Origin of the sequence: Microbacterium sp., from assembly GCF_051953575.1 — a bacterium.
GTDB lineage: Bacteria > Actinomycetota > Actinomycetes > Actinomycetales > Microbacteriaceae > Microbacterium.
Map to the genome: position 1 here is coordinate 1 of NZ_JBQCIP010000170.1, position 4,369 is coordinate 4,369.

5 protein-coding genes are annotated in these 4,369 nt (G+C 71.0%); 1 reads left to right on the forward strand and 4 read right to left on the reverse strand.

The annotated features are described in order from the left end of the window. A partial coding sequence (locus tag ACTHNQ_RS10585) for an aminopeptidase P N-terminal domain-containing protein (protein WP_440333332.1) occupies positions 1-321 on the reverse strand: 321 nt, incomplete at its 3' end. Between the two features lie 48 nt (positions 322-369). Further along, positions 370-1,392, reverse strand: coding sequence for an endonuclease/exonuclease/phosphatase family protein (locus ACTHNQ_RS10590; protein ID WP_440333333.1), 1,023 nt, complete (start codon positions 1,390-1,392; stop codon positions 370-372). An 84-nt stretch (positions 1,393-1,476) separates the two neighbouring features. Between ACTHNQ_RS10590 and ACTHNQ_RS10595 the strand changes: the two genes are divergently transcribed. Beyond that, a complete protein-coding gene (locus ACTHNQ_RS10595; protein ID WP_440333334.1) occupies positions 1,477-2,340 on the forward strand; it encodes a PHP domain-containing protein in 864 nt (287 codons plus the stop codon). A gap of 54 nt (positions 2,341-2,394) precedes the next feature. Here ACTHNQ_RS10595 and ACTHNQ_RS10600 read toward each other — a convergent pair whose 3' ends face one another. Both ACTHNQ_RS10600 and ACTHNQ_RS10605 read right to left on the reverse strand, forming a co-directional pair. Next, positions 2,395-2,829 carry an SHOCT domain-containing protein gene (locus tag ACTHNQ_RS10600; RefSeq protein ID WP_440333335.1) on the reverse strand — a complete coding sequence of 145 codons (435 nt, stop codon included), beginning with the start codon at positions 2,827-2,829 and terminating at the stop codon, positions 2,395-2,397. 105 nt (positions 2,830-2,934) lie between these two features. Then, positions 2,935-4,369 (reverse strand): DEAD/DEAH box helicase (locus tag ACTHNQ_RS10605; RefSeq protein WP_440333336.1); only part of this gene is annotated, 1,435 nt, incomplete at its 5' end.

The window sequence follows — 4,369 nt, forward strand, 5'->3', positions numbered from 1 at the left end:
GGAGGCCCAGCCCGTCAGGTGCGCGAAGGCCGAGTGCGCGCGGAACGGATAGTCGGTGTCGTTGCTGCGCTGCTTGAGCTCGCCCGCCGGCACCACCACGCGCTTGCCCGGGAACGCGGCCGACACGGCATCGCGCCGCGCCGCGGCGAACGGCGCCTGATCGCGCGCCGGCGGCACCTGATCGGGACGCTCGGCCCAGCCCGTCGAGATGGTGTCGAGGAAACCCTGGCCAAACGGCTGACGGCGATTCGTGCTTGTCGAGGTGTGCGTCTCTGCGGTGCTCGTGGCCGCAGCGGACGTCTCGCTGGCTCCGGTGCTCATGCGTCCAGTCTCGCACGCGCGCCGGACGCGCGCGCAGGCCGGAGGCCGTCAGCCGGCGGGCTCGTACTGGACGATCAGCGGACGGTGGTCCGACCCCGATCCGTCGAGCGAGCGGAGCACGATGGACCCCGTCGCGCGCCACTGCTTCGACGCCATGACGTGGTCGATCGGGGCACCCAGGATCGCCGGCACGTCGGTCGCCCACGTGCCGAGTGCGCCGTTGCCGGTCTCGACGGCGGCATCCGTGCAATGGCCGAGCGTGGCGCCGTCGATCCCGAGGCCGGACATGTGGTCGACCGTCGCATTGAAGTCGCCCGCCATGATGACGTTGCCGTCGCCGCACTGGTCCGCGAGCCACTGCAGATCGTCGCGCCAGTCGTCCATGTACTCCTCGCGCGGTGCGACGGCGTGCGCCGCTACGACGATCGGCCCGTCGCCCGACACCGGCATCGCCACGGCGCTGGGCACCGTCGAGGTGTTGCTCGTGCCGTCGGCCGACGACTCGATGACCGAGTACTCGCCCAGCTCGGGCGAGATCAGCAGCGTCGTGGATCCGGCATCCCATTCGGTGGACGGGTCCTCGGCGTGGTGCGCCCACATCCGGTGGCCGAGCTCGCGCATCGCGACGGCGACCGCGGCGCCCGTCTCGATGGTCGTCTCGGGGAGGGCCACGATGTCGGCATCCATCGCCACCGCGATCTTCGCGATCGTCTCGGGCGAGGTCGCGGGGCCCGCGGTGTTCCAGGTCATGACGCGGATGCTGGTCTCGGTCTCGGCAGGGAGCGGGTCGGTGCCCAGCCCGCCGCGCGAGGCGATGATCGCCCCGTTCGCCACGACCGCGAGTGCGGCCACGATGGACAGCGCGAAGGCCAGCGGACGGATCGGTCGCGCGATCGCCAGCAGCAGCGCGACGACCGCGACGGCGGCGAAGGCGAGCACCATGACGCCGCGGAACGAGACCACCTGCGCGACCGGATACGTGCGCTCGACGTGGAAGAACCCCGGCCACGTCAGCACGGCGGCGGCGACGGCGCACACGACGGTGACGAGGATCCCGAGCACGCGCAGCACGTCCGCGACTCTATTCGTCCAGGCTGGGAGATCGGTCAGCGCCGCCCCGCGTGGCGCGTGCTGTCGCCGCGCTACGCTCGGAGGATGCCGACCACGCAGCGCTTCGAGGGTCCGAGCGATCTGCACCTGCACTCGGCCCACTCGGACGGCACCCAGCCTCCCGCCGAGGTCATGGCGTCGGCGCATCGGCACGGGGTGCGCACGGCCGCCCTCACCGACCACGACACGACCGCCGGCTGGGCCGAGGCGGCCGAGGCGGCGGCATCCCTCGCCATGACCTTCATCCCCGGGATGGAGCTGTCGGCCCGCCACGAATGGCGCAGCGTCCACGTGCTCGCTTACCTCCCCGATCCGGATGACCCCGATCTGCGCGCTGAGACCGCCCGCATCCGCTCGGCCCGGCTCGACCGGGCGCGGATCATGGCCGATCGCATCGCCCGCGACTACGACCTCGTCTGGGACGACATCCTCGCCCAGACCACCGACGGCGCGACCGTCGGCCGTCCGCACATCGCCGACGCTCTCGTCGCCCGGGGGCTCGTGCAGGACCGCGCCGAGGCCTTCGCCGGCATCCTCAGCCCGGGCGGCGACTACTACGTGGCGCTGTACGCACCCGACCCGGTGACGGCCGTCGCGCTCGTGGCCGGTGCCGGGGGAGTGCCGATCATCGCTCACCCGGCAGGTCGCGCGGGTCTGCTCCCGGGTGCCCTGCTGGAGCGGATGCTGCAGGCCGGCCTCGCGGGATTCGAGCTCGGCCACCGTGAGAACCGCGAGCCGGGCCTCCAGACGCTGCGGGACCTGTGCCTGGAACGCGACCTCATCGTGACCGGCTCCAGTGACTACCACGGCCTCGGCAAGCCCAACCAGCCCGGCGAGCACACCACCACCGACGACATGGTCGCCCGCATCATCGACCGTGCAACAGGAAGCGCCCCCGTCTACCCCTGAGGGTGGACGAGGGCGCTCCGGACGCGGAGGCCGCGACTCAGGCGATCGACGTGATCAGCCCAGTGCCTTGGTTTTCAGCGCGTCGTACTCGGCCTGCGTGATCGTGCCCGCGTCGAGCAGGGCCTTCGCCTTCGCGATCTCGTCGGCGGGGCTGGCTGCGCCACCCGCCACCGACTTGATGTAGGCGTCCTGCGCGCTCTGGATCTCGGACGCCTCCTTCGCGCTGCGCTGGGCCATGCCGTTGCCGCGTGCGATGAGGTAGACGAGCAGTGTCAGGAACGGCACGAAGATCAGGAAGATGATCCACACCGCCTTCCACCAGCCGCTCAGCTTGTGGTCGCGGAACAGGTCGGCGATCACGGCGAACAGCGCGAAGAGGTACGCCATGAAGAAGAAGATCCAGAGGAACCACCAGATGATGTCCCAGAACGAGCCCCAGAAGCCCTGGTACTCGTAACTGATGGGCACGGCGTTTTCGATGAATCGCACGGTATGCCTTTCGTAGATGCGAGGTCGCGGCGTTCCCCCGCCGCGTCGCTCACACTATCGCTGAAAGAACGCTGAGTGCGGGCACCGCGACCGTGCAGGCGATACTCAGGCGCCGGCCGGCGCCGAAGGCGCGCCCGAGCCGCCGCGGCGACGGCGACGCCGACGCGGGGCGGGACGCCCGTCGTGGTGCTCCTTGCCGCCGCCGTCGTGCGTGCCGCCGCCGTCGGCGTCGCGGTCGCCGTCGGCGCCGGCCGACTGCCCCTCGGCCGGCTTCGCCGAGCCCTCGGCCTGCTCGAACGTCGACCCGACCCGGTCGGCCGAGCCGCCCGAGCGGCGGCGACGGCGACGGCGCCCGGGTGCCTGACCGTCCGTCGCCGCCTCGGCTGCGGCATCCGACGCCTTCGCGGGCTGGACGCGGACGGCCTGCGTCTTGGGGGCGGTCACGATGCGGCCCTTGGTGCCGGCGGGGATGTCGAGGTCCTCGTAGAGGTGCGGGCTCGACGAATAGGTCTCGACGGGCTCGGGCTGGCCGAACTCCAGCGCCCGGTTGATGAGGGCCCACTTGTGCAGGTCCTCCCAGTCGACGAACGTGACCGCGATGCCCGTCTTGCCCGCGCGGCCGGTGCGGCCGGCGCGGTGGAGGTAGGTCTTCTCGTCGTCCGGGATGGTGTGGTTGATGACGTGGGTGACGTCGTCGACGTCGATGCCGCGCGCGGCGACGTCGGTGGCGATGAGCACGTCCTTCTTGCCGGCCTTGAAGCCCGCCATCGAGCGCTCGCGCGCCTCCTGGCTCATGTCGCCGTGCACCGCTCCCGCGTTGAACCCGCGGTCGCTCAGCTCGTCGACGAGGCGCTGCGCGGCGCGCTTGGTGCGCGTGAAGATCACGGTCTTGCCGCGCCCCTCGGCCTGCAGGATGCGGGCGATGATCTCGTCCTTGTCGAGCGAGTGCGCGCGGTACACGAGGTGCTTGATGTTGGCCTGCGTCAGTCCCTCGTCGGGGTCGGTGGCGCGGATGTGGATCGGGTTCGACATGAACCGGCGCGCCAGCGCCACGATCGGGCCCGGCATGGTGGCCGAGAACAGCTGCGTGTGACGGATCGCGGGGACCTTCGAGAAGATCTTCTCGATGTCGGGCAGGAAGCCGAGGTCGAGCATCTTGTCGGCTTCGTCCAGCACGACCTCGGTCGCGTTCGAGAGATCCAGCAGACGCTGGTTGTTGAGGTCGATGAGGCGCCCGGGCGTGCCCACGACGATCTGCGCGCCCGCCTTGAGCTGGTCGATCTGCCCCTCGTAGGCCTTGCCGCCGTAGATCGCCACGACGCTCGTCGAGCGGCCGGAGGTCAGCATGTCCATGTCCTCGTACACCTGCACGCACAGCTCGCGGGTGGGGACGACGATCAGCGCCTTGACGCCCGGCGCCGGGTCGACGCCCAGGCGCTGGACGACGGGGATGCCGAAGCCGAAGGTCTTGCCGGTGCCGGTCTTGGCCTGGCCGATGATGTCCTGGCCCGGAAGGCCGAGCGGGATCGTCTGCTCCTGG